The sequence below is a fragment of the Methanoregula sp. genome (assembly GCF_049690535.1).
GTDB lineage: Archaea > Halobacteriota > Methanomicrobia > Methanomicrobiales > Methanospirillaceae > Methanoregula.
This window is the reverse complement of record NZ_JBAVMX010000039.1, coordinates 1-14,350: the sequence shown is the minus strand read 5'-3', so window position 1 is coordinate 14,350 and position 14,350 is coordinate 1. Positions and strand designations below refer to the sequence as shown.

13 protein-coding genes are annotated in these 14,350 nt (G+C 53.6%); 6 read left to right on the top strand and 7 right to left on the bottom strand.

Annotated features, from left to right (window positions below; translation table 11 throughout):
* A partial coding sequence (locus tag WCE46_RS03400) for an ornithine cyclodeaminase family protein (RefSeq protein WP_424732293.1) occupies window positions 1-560 on the top strand: 560 nt, incomplete at its 5' end.
* A gap of 230 nt (window positions 561-790) precedes the next feature.
* Here the strand turns inward: WCE46_RS03400 and tes are convergent.
* On the bottom strand, window positions 791-2,254 hold the full coding sequence (tes, locus tag WCE46_RS03395; RefSeq protein WP_424732292.1) for a tetraether lipid synthase Tes: 1,464 nt from the start codon (window positions 2,252-2,254) through the stop codon (window positions 791-793).
* Between the two features lie 158 nt (window positions 2,255-2,412).
* Here tes and WCE46_RS03390 point away from each other — a divergent pair, with 158 nt between their 5' ends.
* The 4 genes from WCE46_RS03390 to argF are packed head-to-tail and all read left to right on the top strand — an operon-like array spanning window position 2,413 to window position 5,673.
* On the top strand, window positions 2,413-2,913 hold the full coding sequence (locus tag WCE46_RS03390; protein ID WP_424732297.1) for a CDP-2,3-bis-(O-geranylgeranyl)-sn-glycerol synthase: 501 nt from the start codon (window positions 2,413-2,415) through the stop codon (window positions 2,911-2,913).
* 5 nt (window positions 2,914-2,918) lie between these two features.
* Window positions 2,919-3,422, top strand: coding sequence for an orotate phosphoribosyltransferase (gene pyrE / locus WCE46_RS03385; RefSeq protein WP_424732291.1), 504 nt, complete (start codon window positions 2,919-2,921; stop codon window positions 3,420-3,422).
* 56 nt (window positions 3,423-3,478) lie between these two features.
* Entirely contained in the window at window positions 3,479-4,765 is a 1,287-nt protein-coding gene (gene purD / locus WCE46_RS03380; RefSeq protein WP_424732296.1) for a phosphoribosylamine--glycine ligase, read from the top strand.
* Window positions 4,762-5,673 carry an ornithine carbamoyltransferase gene (argF, locus tag WCE46_RS03375; RefSeq protein ID WP_424732290.1) on the top strand — a complete coding sequence of 304 codons (912 nt, stop codon included), beginning with the start codon at window positions 4,762-4,764 and terminating at the stop codon, window positions 5,671-5,673. Before purD ends, argF begins: the two co-directional genes overlap by 4 nt.
* Window positions 5,674-5,701: 28 nt before the next feature.
* Here argF and WCE46_RS03370 read toward each other — a convergent pair whose 3' ends face one another.
* The 6 genes from WCE46_RS03370 to carA form a co-directional block, all read right to left on the bottom strand.
* Window positions 5,702-5,977 (bottom strand): hypothetical protein, encoded by a 276-nt coding sequence (locus WCE46_RS03370; RefSeq protein WP_424732289.1) that lies wholly within the window; start codon window positions 5,975-5,977, stop codon window positions 5,702-5,704.
* 13 nt (window positions 5,978-5,990) lie between these two features.
* Window positions 5,991-7,490 (bottom strand): methanogenesis marker 14 protein, encoded by a 1,500-nt coding sequence (locus tag WCE46_RS03365; RefSeq protein ID WP_424732288.1) that lies wholly within the window; start codon window positions 7,488-7,490, stop codon window positions 5,991-5,993.
* A 97-nt stretch (window positions 7,491-7,587) separates the two neighbouring features.
* Entirely contained in the window at window positions 7,588-8,790 is a 1,203-nt protein-coding gene (locus WCE46_RS03360) for an argininosuccinate synthase (RefSeq protein ID WP_424732287.1), read from the bottom strand.
* A 172-nt stretch (window positions 8,791-8,962) separates the two neighbouring features.
* Window positions 8,963-9,469 carry a hypothetical protein gene (locus WCE46_RS03355; RefSeq protein ID WP_424732286.1) on the bottom strand — a complete coding sequence of 169 codons (507 nt, stop codon included), beginning with the start codon at window positions 9,467-9,469 and terminating at the stop codon, window positions 8,963-8,965.
* Between the two features lie 128 nt (window positions 9,470-9,597).
* Entirely contained in the window at window positions 9,598-12,759 is a 3,162-nt protein-coding gene (carB, locus tag WCE46_RS03350) for a carbamoyl-phosphate synthase large subunit (protein WP_424732285.1), read from the bottom strand.
* Entirely contained in the window at window positions 12,760-13,815 is a 1,056-nt protein-coding gene (gene carA, locus WCE46_RS03345; RefSeq protein WP_424732295.1) for a glutamine-hydrolyzing carbamoyl-phosphate synthase small subunit, read from the bottom strand. It lies immediately after the preceding gene.
* Between the two features lie 318 nt (window positions 13,816-14,133).
* On the opposite strand from carA, the gene WCE46_RS03340 reads away from it, so the two are divergent.
* A partial coding sequence (locus WCE46_RS03340; RefSeq protein WP_424732294.1) for a glutaredoxin family protein occupies window positions 14,134-14,350 on the top strand: 217 nt, incomplete at its 3' end.

Sequence of the window (14,350 nt, the reverse complement as noted above, 5' to 3'; positions counted from 1 at the left end):
TCGGCGTGATCGGCACCGGACGGCAGGCAGAAGCACAGGTGCGTGCTACCGCGCAGGAGCTCACCCTGACCAAGATCCGGGTCTGGAGCCGTAATTCCGCCCATGCCGAATCATTTGCCAGACTTTTCACAGCTATCGATGCAGAAAGCGTCTCACTCGAAAAAGCCTGCGACTGCGATGTGCTCGTCACCACTACGCCGTCACGCGCTCCTCTTGTTAAGAGCGAATGGATTCATGCGGGCACGCACATCAACGCGATTGGTGCCGATGCACCGGGAAAAGAGGAACTTGATCCCGATATCCTGCACCGGGCCCATGTTTTTGTTGATGATCCGGCGCAGGCATTTCACTCGGGGGAAATAAACGTACCCATCAGCAGGGGGATCTACCAGCCATGGATGATTGCCGGTACTCTGGGGGAGATCGTGATCGGCAAAAGAAAGCGTGAACGCCCGGATGAGATCACCGTCTTTGACTCCACCGGACTTGCTATCCAGGATCTGGCGATCGCATCGATTGCAATGCGGCAGTCAGCCAGTATGGAACTGCCGTTTTTATGAAGAATTGCTCTTTTTTGGCTTATCACTCGTCTGATCATGTGTGAATCCTGTGTAACCTGGACTACCACGTGATACGGGGGTGGATCCTAAAGTCCTGTTGATGCGGAACCTTCCCATGGATCCCGGGTTACGGGCGAATTTGCTACCTTCAGGCTGAACGCTCCGGGGTGCAGAATGCAAGTTCGATACAACCGTACTATCAGAACACTCCCAAAAAAATTAAAAAAAAATTACTGCTGCTCTTTTGCGTATTTTTTCCAGATCTGCTCGCGGTAGACCGGACCACTGTTGTAGGTACAGAACGGAATAAGTTTGCCGTCCGGTGTCGCGTAATGGATGCAGCACCGCTGGACACGCTCGATATCATAGTTGTACCGGTCCATGAAATGCATCGTACCGATAAAAAGTGCATTCCAGTGGAACTCACGCAATGCATCGAAATTCTGGCCGATCAGAGTCTTTCCGATCAGTTTCCAGAACTCGGCCGTGCTCCCCTTCTCACCTTTCTTGAACGATGCATGGAGTTCTTTGACACCCTCAAGCAGTGTTGCATATTTATTGATCGTGCCGCCTTTTTTGAGTTTGTTTGACATCTGCTCGATCGCCGCAAAGAGGCTTTCCACGTCGACCATACGGGTTACCGGGGTCATGCCGTCCTTTGTGACAAAGACATAGGTTGCTGCACCACAATGCTCGTGAGCAGTAAAGCGTACCTGCGGCCGGCCGGTATAAGCTTCAACCAGATCGGAAAACGGCAGTACGCAGGGTACCGGGTAGAAATCACTCTTCTTTAAGACGCCTGCAGTCTGGGTCTCGATATCGCCGATAAGCTCGGGGATCGTGATCCGCTCCTTCTCAAGATCCTCATCCTTTGCTGCCCCGGTGAATGCGACGGGCTGGAAGTTTACTCCCCTCACAATCGAGATATGATCAGCGGCAAATTTCAGGATCTGACCGACTTCCTGATCATTTCTTCCCTTGATGATGGTCGGTACGAGCACTACGCCGACCCCGGCCTTATTCAGGTTTTCCAGTGCCTTGAGGTGGATCTTTAAAAACGGGTTGGTCGCAGGAGTGACCCCGTCGAAATGGAGATAGACGGTGGAGAGACCGGCATCCTTGAGCTGCTGGGCAAGAGCCGGGTTGTTTGCCAGTTTCACACCGTTTGTTGCAATCTGGACCTGGGGGAATCCCAGTTCCTTTGCCTTTTTGACGATATCGACGAGGTCGTCCCGCATGGTCGGCTCGCCGCCTGAGAACTGTACGGCTGGCGTCGGCACGGGCTTCTCGTTTCTGAGCACCTGCATCATGCTGACGATCTCGTCAAAATCCGGTTCGTACACAAACCCGCAGGCCCGGGCGTTGGCAAAGCAGAAATCACAGTCGAGATTGCACCGGTTCGTCAGGTCGATGTTGGCAAGGAGGGTTCCTGAGTGGTGGTTGCTGCACAGTCCGCACGCGGTCGGGCAGGTATCCGAAGTAACCGGGTTCTGCGGATTTGTCACGCCGCGTCCGATCGCATCGTAGTGTTCGAACCGGTGATACATTTCCGGGTCAGACCAGTAGACGTGCCGGAATTTTCCATGCTCCGGGCACGTCCTCACGATCCAAATCTTCCCCTCTTCTTCTACGATCTCTGCTTCCAGAACTGACCCACAGACTGGGCAAAGGCTGCGCGTTTTTTTAACCAACATATTTCCACCCGATGCAGCAATAACTGAAATTTATTGAAATTTTGAGTAACCTTAATCTTTTTATCTGCTCTTTATTAGAGGTATTGGAGTGCTACACTATTAGTGCTGAGTCATTCATAATACCATTGTTCTCGATACTGCTTTCCGCGTTCTGGATCATGGTTCCTGCCTATGTCCCAAACCCTGTCGCTGCACTCTGTGGTGGCGGGACACCGATAGATTTTAACAGGAACTATTCTGACGGCCGCAGGATCCTTGGTGATGGCAAAACGTACCGGGGTCTCGTGTGCGGTGTGCTCGCCGGCATTGCTGTTGGGGCACTGCAGATCTGGCTTGCCAGTACCTGTGGCTGGAGTTTCCTGCCGCAGCACACGGCAGCCTCGATCATCCTCCTTTCTGTTGGGGCCCTCCTCGGGGACATGGGAAAGAGTTTTGTAAAAAGGCGGCTTGGGAAAAACCGGGGCGACTCGTGGCCAATCGCCGACCAGTACGATCTGGTTGTCGGTGCTTTTGTCATGATGCTTATCTTTGACCCGGCGTGGCTTCTCTCAAACATCACGTTACCCATACTCATCGTTATCCTGATCCTGACCCCGATCCTCCACCGGGCGGTCAACATTATCGGGTACCTGAGCGGGGTCAAGAAGGAACCCTGGTGAACACCATGAATGCACTTGCAGATCTCCTTATCCGGCACAAGGCCATCGAGTTCGGTGACTTTACCCTTGCTTCAGGAGCAAAGAGCCGGTACTATGTCGATGTGAAAACCGCAGTAACACATCCCGAATTTCTCGCCGCCATTGCACAGGAAATAGCAAAAGGGTATGAATTCGATGTGGTGGCCGGTGTCGCTGTCGGGGGAGTGCCTCTTGCGGTCGCTACGGCACTTGCTGCACAAAAACCCTTTGCCATTATACGTGCAGAAGAAAAAGACCATGGCAAGAAGTCGCTGATCATCGGGGATGTAAAAGGAAAAAATATTCTCCTTGTCGAGGATGTCACTACATCGGGAGGATCGGCACTTTATGGGATTTCCATGCTGCGCAACGCAGGTGCACGGGCTGACCGTGTTGTTACGGTCGTCGACCGGGAGCAGGGAGCAGCAGCCAGATTAAAAGAACAGGCCATCGATCTCTTCCCGCTTGTACGGGTCAGTGAGATTCTCTGAAGAGTACTCGCCGGGGCGTAAACCATTTTTAACAAAAAGAACCCATGTGATGGATGATGAAGATCCTCGTTGTTGGTGGTGGGGGAAGGGAACACGCCATAGCGTCTGCTCTCTCCCGCAACAGCGAAACCCGGATCTATTCGGTAATGGCAAAAAAGAACCCCGGCATCGCCCGCCTTGCAAAAAAAATCTGTGTTGCAAAAGAGACGGATGTCGCCCGGATCCTGGCATTTGCAGGAGAAACAGGGGTCACGCATGCATTTATTGGCCCCGAAGCCCCGCTTGAAGCCGGTGTTGTTGATCGGCTTTCGGCTGCCGGAGTGGCCTGCGTCGGTCCGACAAAAGCGGCGGCGCGGATCGAGACCGACAAAGCGTTCTGCCGGGATTTAATGACTCACCATCATATCAGCGGTAACCCGGCCTACCGGGTATTTCATGATATGGCCGATGCAATTGCATTTGTAAAAGATTACGATGGTGATCTGGCCATAAAGCCCATCGGTCTCACCGGTGGGAAAGGTGTACGGATCATGGGAGAACAGGTGGACCTCGCAGGTGCTGTCGATTACATCCGGGAAATCAATGGCGCGGTTGTTCTCGAAGAACGCCTCATTGGCGAGGAGTTCACCCTTCAGGCATTTGTCGATGGGGCCCATCTTATCCCTATGCCGCTTGTCCAGGATCACAAACGGGCGTTTGACGGGGACTCCGGGCCCAATACCGGCGGAATGGGGTCCTACACGATGCCGGATCACATGCTCCCCTTTGTGAGCAGGAAGGCACATTCTGCTGCTCTTTCCATCATGGCTTCGGTCGTTGCCGCAATGGCAAAAGACGGGTATCCCTATAAGGGTATCCTGTATGGCCAGTTCATGAACACGGCAGATGGGCCCAAGGTTATAGAGTTCAATGCCCGGTTCGGAGATCCTGAGGCCATGAATGTGCTCACGCTCCTCTCATCAGATCTCAGCGATGCGGTCACCGGGATCACGGAAGGGACGCTCTCTGCATCGAAAGTAACGTTCGAGCACGCGGCAACGGTCTGCAAGTACCTTGTGCCCGAGGGCTATCCGGCTGCCCCAAGGACCGGCAGACCCCTTGAGGTAGGGGAAACCGGTGACGCGATTCTCTACTATGCAAACGTCGAAGAGCGGGATGGCCGGCTCTTTACCCTCACGTCACGGACGCTTGCTTTTGTGGGGAAGGCAGATACCCTTGCCATGGCAGAACGCATCGCGGAACAGGCTGCGTCGGCCGTACGGGGAAGCATCCACCACCGCCGCGATATCGGGACACAGGCACTGCTCGACCGGCGGATCGCCCATATGAAGGAGCTGCAATGAAGAAAGATTTCCTTTCAATTCTGGATATTACCAAAACTGAACTCGAAGAGATCCTTTCCGGCGCTGAGCGCCTCAAGCGCCAGAAACGGGCGGGAGTCCCCCACGAACTTCTGCGGGGCATGTCTCTTGCGATGATCTTTGAGAAGTCCTCAACCCGGACGCATATCTCGTTTGAAGTTGGCATGCATGAACTCGGCGGCCATGCGCTCTTCTTAAACGCAAAGGATCTCCAGATCGGGAGGGGAGAGGAGATCCGTGATACCGCACGGGTTGCATCCCGTTACGTTTCTGCCGTGATGATCCGCGCCTACCGGCACAGCACGGTCGAGGAACTGGCAGCAAACGCCACGATCCCGGTCATCAACGGGCTCTCCGACCGTGAGCACCCCTGCCAGCTCCTTGCTGATATCCTGACCATCAGGGAGCATTTCGGCGACGTCAGGGATCTCAGCGTTGCATGGGTCGGCGACGGGAACAATGTCTGCAACTCCCTTGTTCTTTCGTCTGCCCTCACCGGGATGGCTGTCACCGTTGCAAGCCCGAAAGGTTACGAAGTGGCACCGGAGTTCATACAACTCGCCCGCAGTCTTGGGGGAAATGTAATGGCCGCTTCCTCACCTGCGGAGGCAGTAAAGGATGCACATGTCATCGTTACCGACACATGGATCTCGATGGGTGACGAGGGAGAACGGGAAAAACGGCTTGCCGCCTTCCACGGGTTCACGGTAAACGATAAACTCCTCAAACATGCAGCCCCGGATGCCCGGGTGCTTCACTGCCTGCCGGCTCACCGGGGCGAGGAGATTGCCGGTGATGTACTCGATGGACCGCAGAGTCTTGTGTGGGACGAGGCGGAGAACCGTCTGCATGCCCAGAAAGCACTGCTGGTAAAACTTCTCAAAAAATAAAAAGACGTGACGCCTGTTTATGGGGGAATTATTCCCCGATAAATGCGCGGACTCTTTCAATCATATATTTTTCTACCTGCTCGACAACTTCGCGCCTGCCACGGAATGCGAGGAGTTCCCGCTCGTCTCCCTCCATGTTGGCAAAATTTAATTTCTGCTTGCGTTCAACTACTTCGACATCGAACTTTTTTACCACATCGAAGATCACAGAGCGCGGCACTCCGGGAGGTATAAGGACGTCAAAGAGTGGTTCTTCATCGGGCTGTCTCTCATCGTTCTGATCAGTTGTTATCTCGTCTGCCATGGTTGATACATTCCTACTTACCTATTTTGATCCGCCGGCTCATAATACAGGGCCCGCCCCGCACCCCTCCGATGGGATTTTTGGGCTTCCCGAGCGAGTTCATGCACCGTCCCATCAGGGACGCTCCCCGGGCAAGACCGTCGTCAACAAAGACCAGATGGTCGTTTGGATCGTCAAAGAGATTGCGTTCGGTGATCCCTTCAAGGATATACTCGGGTTTACGTCCCGAGATTGCTGCCCGCCCGGTAAATCCGATCGATGCATTCCGGGGAACAAGGTGCTCTTCAACGGCTACATCGGTCAGCCGGAGCGCCATCTTCGCACAGACCCGGTCGACCACTTTGTTGAGGGTCGAGAGGTTGTAATTCTTGTGGATCTCGGCGCCGATCTCAAGGAGATTGTCAAGTTCACTGCTGTTGACCCCGCAATCGCACCCGATCATGGCAACGTGGGACTCCTTTGCAAGTTTCGCATTGACCGGTACACGCCCGAACCGGTCGCGATCCGAAGGGACAATCCGGATATCGATATGTTCATGGCACCGGTTCACAAAATCGTCGATAACCTTACGGTTGCCGCCCGAAAAGAAACCGCCTGTTACGCTGTGCTCGCCAAAGATATCGAGTGCTGTACCAGTCCGTTGCTGCACGAGACCGGTACCCCGGACAATTGCGTCGGGAATCGCTCCGGCAAGGCCGCAGAAATTACCAATGGTCTTTGCAAACGGATTCAGATCGTCCGGGGCTACGTCACTGGTGATCCGCCCGTCAAGCGTCGTCCCGAAATCCATGGATATGCAGGGATTCCTGAAATCGACCGGCGTCCACTTCGCCCCTTCCTTGATCCCGGCCATCGCGAGTTCTCCTTCCATCTCGTTTGCAACCATCTCGACCCCGGTTGAACCCACCGGCGGGATAACCCCGGCAACTGCGCCGATAAATACGACTTTGTCGGCAAAACTGAACGGCTGGAGTTTCTCCGGCTGGTTGGCCTTTGTCATGGGCGGCGTCATCTTCCTTGGCGGGACGCCGGCAATCAGGCAGCCGTTTGCAAGGGCAATGACAAAATCCCCCACCTGGTCCGGGGATTCCATCTCGGCCACAACACCGGTACTGCGGACGACAAAATCAAGATCGGTCTGGATAGAAAGATGCGCTTCCTCGTGGCACTGGATTAATGTGTCCCGCACCAGTTCGGTCACCGCCTGGCGTGAGAGCTTTGTCCCGTCGAGCGTTTCGCCGAAAATCTCCTCTCCGGGCTTTGGCGGCCGTATGTCCCGGCTCATGCTTACGGTCTTATTGATTACGTACGATTTGCCGGTTTCCAGGCTCACCCCGGTAAGAATACACTTGGTGGTCGTGTTCCCCATCTCTACAGAGGCTACAATGAAATAAGGCTTATTTTTATATTCCGGGATCTGCATTCCCGCACCGTGCGCAATCGAAGGCGGAGATGGGCTTTCAACGATATGGGGCCGTGGTTTTACCAGGCGGCTGAAAAAACTGGCGCACATACTCTAACGATCTGATTGTTACGGGATATAGATTTCTTTTTGTGGCGTTAAAAAACAGGAGAAAAAAGGGGAGATTGCCGTACACACATGAAAAGAATTATTTTCGTTGTACCTTTTTTTGTTTCATGGCATGGACAAGGCGTGCCTGTATCCCGAAATACTGGGAGACACCGATTGCGTGGCACTGATCGATGGATGAACTGTCAAAGGAGACGAGATCCCCGGAGTAAATGGCCTGCGGGGAACTGCGGCCGAGCACCCGGACACTTCCCTTGTAGAGTTCGAGATCAACGCTGCCGTTCACCCGCTCCTGCGTGGTATCGATAAACGCGTTGAGTGCGGCATAGAGGGGTTCGTATACAAGACCCTTATACGCGAGCTCCGACCATTTGTCATCCACCATTCGCTTGAATGCCAGTTCCTGCCGGGTAAGTACTAGGCTTTCAAGATCATGGTGGGCGGCAAGGATAACCGTCGCTGCGGGATGTTCGTAATTCTCCCGTGCCTTAAGTCCGAGGATACGGTCCTCGATCATATCGTTCCTGCCGACACCGTGCCTGCCGGCAAGGATATTGAGGTTCTGGATCAGGTCATAGCCGGAGAGTTTTTTCCCGTTTAATTCAACCGGAATCCCCCTGGAAAAGGTAAGGGTAATCTTTTCCGATTTTGCCGGGGCCTTTTCCGGCGAGACTGTCCAGAGGTAGATCTCTTCTGGCGGGTGGAACGCCGGTTCCTCGAGTCTGCCACCTTCGATGCTCCGGCTCCAGCAGTTCTCGTCCATGCTCCATGGCTTGCTCTTTTTAACCGGTACCGGGATCCGGTGCTCCTTAGCGTATTCGATCTCCCAGTCCCGGGTCAGGTTCAGTTCACGGATCGGTGCGACAACTTCGAGGCCGGCTGCGCGGATAATAAAATCAAACCTCAACTGGTCATTTCCCTTTCCTGTACACCCGTGGGCAATCGCAGCCGCCTTTTCTTTCTTTGCGATCTTTACGACTTCTTCCGCGATAAGGGGCCGGGCAAGTGAAGTACCCATCGGGTACCCCTCGTAGGATCCATTCGCCTTGATGGCCGGGAAGATCTGTTCTTCAACAAATCTTTTCCGGACATCGATGGTATAGTGACGATCGGCGAGTTTCTGACCTTTTTTTGTCGCCACATCGATCTCCTCGTCCCTCTGGCCGACATTGACAGCGACCGTAATCACGCGATCGTAATCATACCGTTCTTTCAAAAGGGGGATACAGATGGAGGTATCAAGCCCTCCGGAATATGCAAGTACGACAGTACCTTTTCCCATAATGGATACTCCCAGTTGTCAGATCATCTGGTTGGATGTCTCACCATATATTTACAAAGGCTGTCTCCTGAAAAGATTTCAGCCAGACCTTTAAAAAAAAGCGCTATTACGCCAAGAACAAAAATGGATTGTTCAGGAGATGGATTCCCCTGAACTCAGATATCAGCTTGCCTTAATCTACAATGATTTTTGCCTTAATCTGCGGCTGGAAGACGGTGGCATAATCGTACGATCCCTTCTGGCTGAACGTTACGTTATACGTCTTGCCATAAGCAATCGAATGTGCTGCCATATCGCCGAAATACTGACCTGTCGTCGCACCGATTGCCTGGACACCATGGGGGTTGAACTTATCATTGTTATACCAGGAAACAATCGTACCCGCCGGCACCATGATTGTCGCACCCGGGGTTACTGACAGACCCTGTGTAAACGTGATCATGACTACATTCGCAGGAGCGGGTGTGGGAGTCGGTGTGGCCGTTACATTTGCCGTTACATTTGCCGTTACATTTGGCGTGGCAACTGGAGTCGGAACTGCGGTCGGAACAGGGATTGCAACCGTTATTGGAACTTCTGTTGGCGTCGGGGTTGCCGCAGGAGCTGCCGACTGGGATGTGCATCCCGCAAACAGGATCCCGATAAACAGGACTACAAGAACAACAATTAACTTCTTCATGCATGTTTTTTTGTTATCTCGGTATATAAGGATATTCTATTAGAATACTATACTGGCTGCTTCCGGGTCACCGGTAGATTTGCCCGGAACCTGTTAAAAAAAAGTGTAAACAAAAAGCCACGTCGGAATTATGTGAGGTAGTGGCTGATCGGTTCGAGGGTCATCTTCTCGCGTTTGATCGCATCAATCGCAAGCGCCGCTGCACGCGCTGCCTGCAGTGTCGTGATGTAGGGGATACCGAAATCGACTGCCGCCCGCATGATCTGATAATGGTCCTGACGGGACTGCCGATCCTGGGGGGTATTGATGATAAGCCGTATCTCACCATGATGCATCATGTCGAGCACATTGGGGGATCCTTCCTGCACCTTCCGCACGAGGTGCGCTTCCACACCTGCCTCATGCAGATAGTCCACGGTGCCCTCTGTGCCGTACAGGGTAAGGCCAAGATCACGCATGCGCCGGGCAATCGGGATCACTTCATTTTTCTGCTCGATGTTGACCGAGACAAAAACGTTTCCCTTGAGCGGGAGCTCGTTATCTGCCGAGATACAGGCCTTGTAAAAGGCGAGCCCGAAATCATAATCGATCCCCATAACTTCCCCGGTGCTTTTCATTTCAGGCCCGAGCATCGTATCGACGCCGGCCAGTTTGTTGAACGGCAGGAGCACTTCTTTTACCGCGACGTGGTTGATCTTTTTCTCGTGGAATCCCAGATCGCACAGTTTTTTCCCAATCATTACCTTTGCAGCGATCTTTGCGATGGGAAGACCGGTCGCTTTTGAGACGAACGGAACGGTGCGGCTCGCCCGGGGGTTTGCCTCAAGGATATAGACCACATTGTCCTTTACTGCCATCTGGATATTGACAAGACCCACAACGCCGAGGCCGAGCGCAATCTTTTTGGTATATTCACGAACGGTCGCGACAATCTCCGGAGACAGGGACTGGGTCGGGATGACACAGGCAGAGTCCCCGGAATGAATGCCGGCCTGTTCAATGTGCTCCATGATGCCGCCGATGAGGACTTCCTCTCCATCGCAGACCGCATCGATATCGAGCTCAACCGCGTTCCTCAGATACGAATCGATCAGCACCGGGTGATGCTGGCTCACCCTTACTGCCTCTTTCATGTAGGTCTCAAGTTCTGCCGTATTATGGACAATCTCCATCGCCCTGCCGCCGAGCACGTAGGAGGGCCGGACAAGCACCGGGTAACCGATCTTCTCTGCCTTATCCTTTGCTTCAGCTTCTGAATAGGCTGAACTGTTGGCCGGGCTTGGGATCTGCAACTTCGTCAGCATAACGCTGAACCGGTCCCGGTCCTCGGCAATATCCATTGCATCCGGGGATGTACCGAGGATCTTTGTGGAAAGGCCCCGTCGTTTCATTTCCTTTTCAAGGGGAACAGCGAGGTTTACCGCATTCTGGCCACCAAACTGCACCATTACCCCGCAGTACTGGTCAGTCATGAGAATGTTGATGACGTCCTCAAGCTGCATCGGCTCAAAGAAGAGGCGGTCCGATGTATCAAAATCCGTTGATACGGTTTCAGGATTGTTGTTCACGATATGGACTTCCACGCCCTCTTCCCGCAGCGCTTTTACTGCGTGTACCGTGCAATAATCGAACTCGATACCCTGACCGATCCGGATCGGTCCTGAACCGAGAATGAGGACTTTCTGCCGTTTGTCCCGGACAATTTCGCTTGTCGCATCCCGGGTTGAGTAGAAATAGGGTGTGCAGGCCGGGAATTCCGCGGCACAGGTATCCACCATTTTGTAGACCGGGGCGCCCACCAGTTCTTCAATCGAATCTGCTTCTTTTCCTGTGAGTAACGCGATCTCGGTATTGGGGAACCCGTAGGTTTTTGCAAGGAAGATATCAGCGTCGCTTCCTCCGGCGGCAAGGCGTTTTTCAAGGTCAACAATATTTTTGATTTTCTCAAGGAAAAACGGCGTGATGGCGGTGAGGTGCGCGATCTCATCAATGGTAAAGCCCTGCCGGAACGCATCGAAAAGGCAGTGGAAACGCTCATCGGTCGGGCGGGAGAGGATCATCCGGATCTCGCTCTGGCTTGTGTGCGACCGTACATCGGTGTCGATCGAACGCTTGGCCTTCATGAACGCCTCTTCAAGCGTTCTCCCGATCGCCATCACTTCCCCGGTGCTCTTCATGGAAGTTGAGAGCGTCCGGTCCGCACCCTTGAACTTGTCGAATGGCCAGCGGGGCACCTTTACCACGACATAATCGATGGTCGGTTCGAACGACGCTGCGGTACACCCGGTAACCGAGTTCTTGATCTCGTCCAGGTGCAGTCCGATCGCGATTTTGGCAGCAACACGTGCGATAGGATACCCGGTCGCTTTCGAGGCAAGAGCTGATGACCGGGAGACACGGGGGTTGACCTCGATGACCCGGTATTCCCCGTTCTTAAACGCAAACTGGATATTGCAGCCGCCCTGCACATCAAGGGCACGGATGATGTGGATGGCAGCGCTGCGCATCATCTGGTATTCATCATCGCGGAGCGTCAGGATAGGTGCAACGACTACGCTCTCCCCGGTATGAATTCCCATCGGATCGACATTTTCCATGCTGCATACGATGATACAGGTATCCGTCGAGTCACGCATCACCTCGAACTCCAGTTCTTTCCAGCCCATCACGCTCTGCTCGATAAGTACCTGGTGAATGCGGGACCGGGAGAGTCCCATTTCGACGATCCGGATCAGTTCTTCCCGTGTCCGGCCGATGCCGCCACCGGCTCCCCCAAGGGTATATGCGGGGCGCACAACCGCAGGGAGACCGATCTTTGCAATTGCGTCATCGAGCTGGCTTAAGGTGTTGATCACCATGCTTTTGGGGACCGGCTCTCCGATCTCATTCATGAGATCCCGGAATTTCTCCCGGTCCTCACCTTTGTAGATCGCTTCGAGTGGAGTACCGAGGATCTCAACATTTTTGAGTGCCCCCATCTCGGCAAGTTCCGCCGTGAGGTTAAGTCCGGTCTGGCCACCCATCCCGGAGAGAATACCGTCCGGGTGCTCCTTTTCGATGATCTTTGCAATAATGTCGGCCCGTAACGGTTCGATATAGATCGCTTCTGCCATCTCCGGGTCGGTCATAATCGTCGTCGGGTTGGAGTTGACAAGGACAATCTTGATACCCTCTTCCCGGAGGGATCGGCAGGCCTGGGATCCGGAGAAATCGAATTCGGCGGCCTGACCGATCTGGATCGGTCCCGATCCGATAATCAGCACTTTTTTAATATCTGTCCGCAGGGGCATTTACGCCAGCCTCCGGAAAAGTGCGTCAAAGAAATGTACCTCGGTATCCCGTGGTCCCCCATGTGCTTCAGGGTGGAACTGCACCGTGGTCAGGCACAGGTCTTCGTTCTCGAACCCCTCTACGGTGCCGTCGTTGACATTCGTGTAGGTAACATGGCACCCTTCCGGCAGGGACCCGGCGTCTACCGCAAAACCATGATTCTGGGTGGTAATAAAGATCCGGCCATCTTTGTACCGGACCGGCTGGTTTGCACCCCGGTGACCGAACTTGAGTTTGTAGGTATCCCCGCCAAGCGCAAGCGCTGAGACCTGGTTGCCCATGCAGATCCCAAAAATCGGGAGGTCCCCGAGAAGATCCTGTATGCAGCGGATCGCATCCGGGGCCTGTTTTGGGTCCCCGGGGCCATTACTCACAAAAAGGGCATCAGGCTTGCAGGTCATTACCTGGTCTGCGGTGACATTATACGGAAAAACGTACAGATCCCCGTTCCGTTTTGAAAGGCTGGTGAGCATGTTCTTTTTGATCCCGAGATCGATGACGGCGATTCGTTTCCCGGTGCCGGGAATATGGTAAGGTTCCTTGCAGGAAACCTCGGGGATGGGGACGATATCGCAGATGGTCGGCGTCTTTTGTGCACGTGCAACTGCATAGGCACCGTCATCGCTTCCCACCACGAGGGCCGCCCGCATCGTACCGTGCACACGGGCTTTGATGGTCAGCGCACGGGTATCGACACCGGTCATCCCAAGGAGGTTATTTTCTTCAAAAAAAGTTCTGATGGAAGGCTCATATTCGGGTTTCTCGCAGATCTCTTTTGCGATACACCCGAGTGCACATACGCGCGGGTTCTGGAAATTTTCGGGATCGACACCGTAGTTGCCAATCTGGGGAAAGGTGAACATCAGGATCTGACCGAAATAACTCGGATCGGTAAGAGATTCCATGTAACCGGTCATCTGGGTGTTAAAGACCAGTTCTCCTGCACATTCACCCTTCACCCCGAATCCTTCGCCGACAACAAAGTCCCCGTCTTCGAATCCCAGAACCGCCTTCATGATGTCCATACTTTATGTGCCGGATTAGTTATTAACGCTGATGCAAAGGACAGAACAAACCCCCTGGTTACCACTCACCGGCCTCCTTTGAGCACTGAGATTCTGCCGCCATGAGCCAACGAACAAACCCGACAAATCCTCCTGAACATCTTTTGAGATTCATCTGCACATCAGGGCACGACACAATCCCAGACTCTCACTTCTGAACATATGCTGGCCCGTATCCCCATTGTTATATAGTACAGGCCTCAATTTTCTTTCACTAAAAGGTGGTTTACAACGCCAACGCACGTGAACGGAAAAAACAAGGGCGCCGTCATGCTGTACGCACTCTCGACCTGCCAGTGGTGCCACAAAACGAAGGTACTGCTGGAAGAACTCGGCATTGCATTCGATTACGATTATGTCGATCTGCTTGAAGGAAAAGAACAGGATTCGGTAATGGATTCAGTAGAGCGGTGGAATCCCAGCGGATCGTTTCCCACGCTTGTGATCGATAACAAACGTGCAATCGTGGGATTCCGCGAGCAGGAGA

What these genes read in the sequence shown, in the direction of transcription:
- tes (WP_424732292.1), bottom strand. Translation starts at nt 2,254, where the DNA reads ATGTTGGTTAAAAAAACGCGCAGCCTTTGCCCAGTCTGTGGGTCAGTT.
- WCE46_RS03390 (WP_424732297.1), top strand. Translation starts at nt 2,413, where the DNA reads ATGGTTCCTGCCTATGTCCCAAACCCTGTCGCTGCACTCTGTGGTGGC.
- pyrE (WP_424732291.1), top strand. Translation starts at nt 2,919, where the DNA reads ATGAATGCACTTGCAGATCTCCTTATCCGGCACAAGGCCATCGAGTTC.
- purD (WP_424732296.1), top strand. Translation starts at nt 3,479, where the DNA reads ATGAAGATCCTCGTTGTTGGTGGTGGGGGAAGGGAACACGCCATAGCG.
- argF (WP_424732290.1), top strand. Translation starts at nt 4,762, where the DNA reads ATGAAGAAAGATTTCCTTTCAATTCTGGATATTACCAAAACTGAACTC.
- WCE46_RS03370 (WP_424732289.1), bottom strand. Translation starts at nt 5,977, where the DNA reads ATGGCAGACGAGATAACAACTGATCAGAACGATGAGAGACAGCCCGAT.
- WCE46_RS03365 (WP_424732288.1), bottom strand. Translation starts at nt 7,490, where the DNA reads ATGTGCGCCAGTTTTTTCAGCCGCCTGGTAAAACCACGGCCCCATATC.
- WCE46_RS03360 (WP_424732287.1), bottom strand. Translation starts at nt 8,790, where the DNA reads ATGGGAAAAGGTACTGTCGTACTTGCATATTCCGGAGGGCTTGATACC.
- WCE46_RS03355 (WP_424732286.1), bottom strand. Translation starts at nt 9,469, where the DNA reads ATGAAGAAGTTAATTGTTGTTCTTGTAGTCCTGTTTATCGGGATCCTG.
- carB (WP_424732285.1), bottom strand. Translation starts at nt 12,759, where the DNA reads ATGCCCCTGCGGACAGATATTAAAAAAGTGCTGATTATCGGATCGGGA.
- carA (WP_424732295.1), bottom strand. Translation starts at nt 13,815, where the DNA reads ATGAAGGCGGTTCTGGGATTCGAAGACGGGGACTTTGTTGTCGGCGAA.